Source organism: Cellulomonas sp. A375-1 (assembly GCF_001040865.1).
Taxonomy (GTDB): domain Bacteria; phylum Actinomycetota; class Actinomycetes; order Actinomycetales; family Cellulomonadaceae; genus Cellulomonas; species Cellulomonas gelida.
In genome coordinates, this window is sequence record NZ_LFKW01000132.1 from 44,447 (window position 1) to 48,297 (window position 3,851).

At 71.0% G+C, this 3,851-nt stretch carries 8 protein-coding genes; 2 read left to right on the forward strand and 6 right to left on the reverse strand.

The window, feature by feature from the left end; all coding sequences use genetic code 11:
- Positions 1-128: 128 nt before the first annotated feature.
- From CWIS_RS17780 to CWIS_RS13630, 3 genes are read right to left on the reverse strand one after another with little or no spacing between them, the layout of a single operon-like run.
- Positions 129-653, reverse strand: coding sequence for a hypothetical protein (locus CWIS_RS17780; protein WP_053071744.1), 525 nt, complete (start codon positions 651-653; stop codon positions 129-131).
- Positions 654-675: 22 nt separating this feature from the next.
- Entirely contained in the window at positions 676-867 is a 192-nt protein-coding gene (locus CWIS_RS13625; RefSeq protein ID WP_048343853.1) for a hypothetical protein, read from the reverse strand.
- Positions 864-1,805, reverse strand: a complete 942-nt coding sequence (locus CWIS_RS13630; protein ID WP_048343854.1) for a hypothetical protein — start codon at positions 1,803-1,805, stop codon at positions 864-866. Before CWIS_RS13630 ends, CWIS_RS13625 begins: the two co-directional genes overlap by 4 nt.
- A 354-nt stretch (positions 1,806-2,159) precedes the next feature.
- Between CWIS_RS13630 and CWIS_RS19730 the strand changes: the two genes are divergently transcribed.
- Together CWIS_RS19730 and CWIS_RS13635 are read left to right on the forward strand one after the other, a co-directional pair.
- Positions 2,160-2,282, forward strand: a complete 123-nt coding sequence (locus CWIS_RS19730) for a hypothetical protein (RefSeq protein WP_255352765.1) — start codon at positions 2,160-2,162, stop codon at positions 2,280-2,282.
- Complete coding sequence (locus CWIS_RS13635) at positions 2,282-2,506, forward strand: hypothetical protein (protein ID WP_048343855.1); 225 nt, start codon at positions 2,282-2,284, stop codon at positions 2,504-2,506. Before CWIS_RS19730 ends, CWIS_RS13635 begins: the two co-directional genes overlap by 1 nt.
- 47 nt (positions 2,507-2,553) lie before the next feature.
- Here the strand turns inward: CWIS_RS13635 and CWIS_RS13640 are convergent, their stop codons facing one another.
- The 3 genes from CWIS_RS13640 to CWIS_RS13645 all read right to left on the reverse strand — a co-directional run bounded on the left by CWIS_RS13640 (position 2,554) and on the right by CWIS_RS13645 (position 3,826).
- On the reverse strand, positions 2,554-3,123 hold the full coding sequence (locus CWIS_RS13640; RefSeq protein ID WP_156186663.1) for a hypothetical protein: 570 nt from the start codon (positions 3,121-3,123) through the stop codon (positions 2,554-2,556).
- A 74-nt stretch (positions 3,124-3,197) separates the two neighbouring features.
- A complete protein-coding gene (locus CWIS_RS18455) occupies positions 3,198-3,344 on the reverse strand; it encodes a hypothetical protein (protein WP_156186664.1) in 147 nt (48 codons plus the stop codon).
- Positions 3,341-3,826 carry a hypothetical protein gene (locus CWIS_RS13645; protein ID WP_048343857.1) on the reverse strand — a complete coding sequence of 162 codons (486 nt, stop codon included), beginning with the start codon at positions 3,824-3,826 and terminating at the stop codon, positions 3,341-3,343. Before CWIS_RS13645 ends, CWIS_RS18455 begins: the two co-directional genes overlap by 4 nt.
- Positions 3,827-3,851 lie beyond the last annotated feature (25 nt).

A 3,851-nucleotide genomic window follows, 5' to 3' on the forward strand; every position in this document is an offset into this window, starting at 1 on the left:
GCGTGGTGTCGCGTGGGCATGCGAAGAGCCCACCGGCGCAGGGGGTACGCGGTGGGCTCTTCGACAGTTGTGGTGATCCTGACCGAATGGTGCGTGACAGCCGCCCAGGACGTCAAGCCGAGACGAGATCAGTCCTTGAGAACCAGCCCGGCGCGCTCGAAGTAGCGGCGGAAGTCCGCGTCGTCGTCGTTGACGATGCGCGCGATCGCCGTCTCGAACGGATTCGCGGAGTACTCCCACTCGACCTTGACGTCCCGGCGGTCCGCCTCGAGCTCCGAAGCGTTGAGGGCGTCTCGAGTCCCGACGGGAAGGACAGCGCGGGCGCCATCCACGGAGATGAGCTGCACGCGGTCGATGAGTGCGCCGTTCCAGAACACGTCACCGAAGAAGATCCGAACGCTCTCGTCGGCGAAGTGCGCACCCTCCCAGAGCTGCGTCGCCGTCTCGATTTGGCGGGAGAGGTGGCCCCACTTGAGGCCATGCTGGATGGTCAGGCGCACGTCGCCGCGGTACACGAGCAGCTCGCTGTGGAGGCGGAACACGTCGTCGTCGATGTCGTAGGCGTTCGCGTAGAACGGTCCGAGGGCGGGGCGGTACCAGTCGTGGGTGTCGGACTCGATGATGAGCGTCTGGATCTTGTGCAGCGATGGCATGTGGCGGTCGGGTCCCTTCCGGTCAGGCCGCTCGCCGTCGGTCCGTGGATGTCAGGTGCCAGCCCTTGCAGCGCGGGCACGGGTACGCGCGCTGTTCGGACCCCGGTCGCCGCGGCGAGTCCTTGCGACCGATCTTCGACAGCGCGAGGAGCGCGTCGAGACGGTCGCGGTAGCGGACCTTCCCGGACGGGCACACGTGCTGCTTCGTGCTCATGACGGGACCCTCCCACCGGCCACTGACACGCTGTGACCTGCGACGAGGTCGAGGACGTCGCCGACCCGGTACAGAGGCCGCCCGCGGACGTCGGCGCGGGGCCGGCCGTGATCGTCGAGGGCGACGGCGAGGAGCCGGCGGCGCTTCCACTGGCGGATCCGGTCGGCGGTGACGGGCACGCCGAGGCCGTCGACGGCGCGGGCGATGTCGACGGCCGGCAGAACGTGGTCCTCGAGCTGCTCGAGCAGCGCCTGCTGTCGGGCAGCGACGTCCCACGTGGTGCCGCAGCGGGGGCAGTCGATGACGGGCCGGTCTTCGGGGGCGTAGAGCTGCTCGGTGCACGACGTCGGCACGAGCGACGGCACGGGTGCGCCGGTGTCGTCGACGGCGCCGAGGTGCATCGCCGTCTCGACGAGCGCCCCGCAGGTGCCGATGAACGCTCGGTCGGCGGGCCGGTCGATCGTGGCGCGGGCGTGCCTGAGGGCGGCGGTGAGCTCGTCGACGACCTGGGGGCCGTCGGGATGCTGGGACAGCCACCGGGTGGCGTCGCGCAGGTAGTCGGCGATGCCGGCCCAGGTGGTGGGCAGGTGGTGGCCGCGGACGGCGGTGACCCAGTCGGCCCAGGCGATCAGGGTGTTGCGGGTGACGAACAGGGCGTCGGCGGCACCGAGGTGTACGACGAGCGGGGTGGTGGCGGCGGTCTGGGGGGCGGGGTGCTCGTCGTCGTCGACGTCGGGGGTGGTTGGGCCGGTGCCGGCGTAGCGGGTGGTGAAGACGGCTTGCCTGGTGAGGGTGGTGTCTAGGTCGCCGAAGAGGCCGGGGAGGTCGGTAAGGAGTCCGCGGAGGCGCCCGGTGCAGCCGCGGCACAGGTACTGGTCGGGGTCGAGCTCGGGTGCGCCGTCGCGGTGGGTGAGGGGGCAGACGCGGGTGTCGGTCATGGTCTCCGAGCCTTGTTGCGGGTTGGACAAGCGTTCAGGTTTGTCAGATCGGGCGCCACGCGACGAACAAGCCACGGCAGGGGCTGCTGGTCGACGACGCACCGCTGAGCGGCGGCCGCGCGCAGGCGCTGCTCGAGCTGGGCGGCGTGGGCGTCGCAGAACGTGTGCCACGGGTGGGCGGTGGCGCACAGGGCGCGCCCGGCGCGGGTGGCGGGCTGCGTGCAGGCGGCGGGCCATTCGCAGGGGGCGTGCGCGTCGAGGTCGACGTCGGGGACGGTCGTGTGGGTGGTGACTGGGAGGCTCCGCGCACGCGCGTCGGCACCGGGCCGGCGGCGAGACGAAAGGAGCACGGTGATGGTGAGAGGTCTGATGCGGGCCGGTCTGGGCGTGGTGGCGGCGCTCGTGATGGCGGCGGTGGCGATGGCGGCGATCAACGAGGTCGGGCAGTCGGCGGTCGAGCGGATCGGGGCGCTCTGATGGCGGCGTTCCTGCACGTGAACGGGACCACGTACGAGCTCGGGTCGGCTCTCGACGAGGTCGGTGTGACGCAGCTCGTGGGCCGGATCGCTGGTGGCGGCGCCCCGCAGCAGGTGACGGTGAAGTTCGACGATGGTTCGCACGCGAACCTGACGATCGACACGTCGAAGGTGTGGGGTGTCGCGGGGTGGATCAGCGAGCCGGGCGGCAGGCTGGTCTTCTGACGGAGCGGTCTGGTGGGCGCGCGTGGGGGACGCGCTCACCAGACGGCTCACCGCTGCACCCCGCCGATGTCGAGCCGCCCGAGGGCGGCGTCCCACCCGGCGCAGAAGTGCTTGTGCGCCTGCACCAGGCCCTTGCTCACGCCGTACTCGGAGCGGTAGTCCGACCAGGCGCACGCACGGTCGATGCCGTCCTGCTCCGCGCTCACGGTCGGTGCGGGCCGGGGCGTGCGGGCCGCGAGGACGGCCCGAGCCATGTCGACGAAGGTCGCGACGTGCGACGCCGGGTGTCGAGACACGCTCGACCTCGGGTCGGCCTCGCCCCAGGCGCGCATGAGCAGGATCGCCATGTCGTCCACGGGGTCGCCACCGACGAACCGGTCCGCGGCGGCGAGAATGCTCGGCGCCTCCCGGTCCTCGTCGGACGGGGCGGGGGCGTCGGGGCGGTAGATGAGCGCCAGCGGGTAGGCGACCTCAGTCGAGACGTCGAGGGGGTGCTTCCGGCCAACACCGAACCATCCGGCGTCGTACCGCGCGTAGGTCTGCCCCAACTCGCCCCGCACCACGCTCTCCACGGGCAGCGCGTCCAGTTCCTCGGAGGTGGTGATCTGCTCAGCCACGGCCGATCGCGCGCGGGACGGAACCGGAACGTCCCCCGTCCCGTTCGCACGTGTCCCGGTGTGGTCGTTGTCGGTCATCGGTCTTCCTCTCGGTCGTTGGCGTGTTGGTTCTGCCAGTCGTGGAGTGCGGCGGCGTGTTCGTCGAGGTCGTCGGGTTCGTCGTCGTTGAGGTGTGCGGCGAGGGCGAGGGTGGTGTGGGCGTACTGGCTGGCGAGGCTCATGGCTCCTCCTGGCGGTCTGCCGCGTAGACGGCGAGGGCGTAGGCCTGCCAGATGTCGGCGTGGAAGCCGTGGAACCACCCGGGTTCGGCCTTGGTGCCCTTGCCGTGGTTGGGCTGGCCGGGCGCGAAGCGGTCGACGAGCGCCTGCCGGATGTTCGAGTCGTTCGCTCGTGGGCTGTGGCAGTGGTGGAGCTTGATGGGCTGCCGCTTGACGAGGTCGACGTCGATGTCGCCGAGGGTCTCGAGGTAGCGGCCGATCCAGACGCAGGTCTCGAAGACGTCGGCGCCGACGGCCATGCCGTAGGAGGCGACCATCTCGATCACGGCGGTGTCGGCGCGCACGAACGTGTGGTTGGTGACGATCAGGTCGCGCAGGACGGTGTTCGGGCTCTTGCTGAAGTGGAGCGGGCGGCGGGTGGCGACGTCGATGAGGACCCACCCGGAGGAGGTGTTGCCTGGGTCGATGGCGAGCAGCGTGGGCATCTGGGCTCCTCAGAAGGGTGGCGGG

Bases quoted from the DNA above. Each gene is read 5' to 3' on its own strand.
- CWIS_RS18455 (WP_156186664.1), bottom strand. From the start codon at position 3,344: ATGAGCCTCGCCAGCCAGTACGCCCACACCACCCTCGCCCTCGCCGCA.
- CWIS_RS13630 (WP_048343854.1), bottom strand. From the start codon at position 1,805: ATGACCGACACCCGCGTCTGCCCCCTCACCCACCGCGACGGCGCACCC.
- CWIS_RS13635 (WP_048343855.1), top strand. From the start codon at position 2,282: ATGGCGGCGTTCCTGCACGTGAACGGGACCACGTACGAGCTCGGGTCG.
- CWIS_RS13645 (WP_048343857.1), bottom strand. From the start codon at position 3,826: ATGCCCACGCTGCTCGCCATCGACCCAGGCAACACCTCCTCCGGGTGG.
- CWIS_RS19730 (WP_255352765.1), top strand. From the start codon at position 2,160: ATGGTGAGAGGTCTGATGCGGGCCGGTCTGGGCGTGGTGGCGGCGCTC.
- CWIS_RS17780 (WP_053071744.1), bottom strand. From the start codon at position 653: ATGCCATCGCTGCACAAGATCCAGACGCTCATCATCGAGTCCGACACC.
- CWIS_RS13625 (WP_048343853.1), bottom strand. From the start codon at position 867: ATGAGCACGAAGCAGCACGTGTGCCCGTCCGGGAAGGTCCGCTACCGC.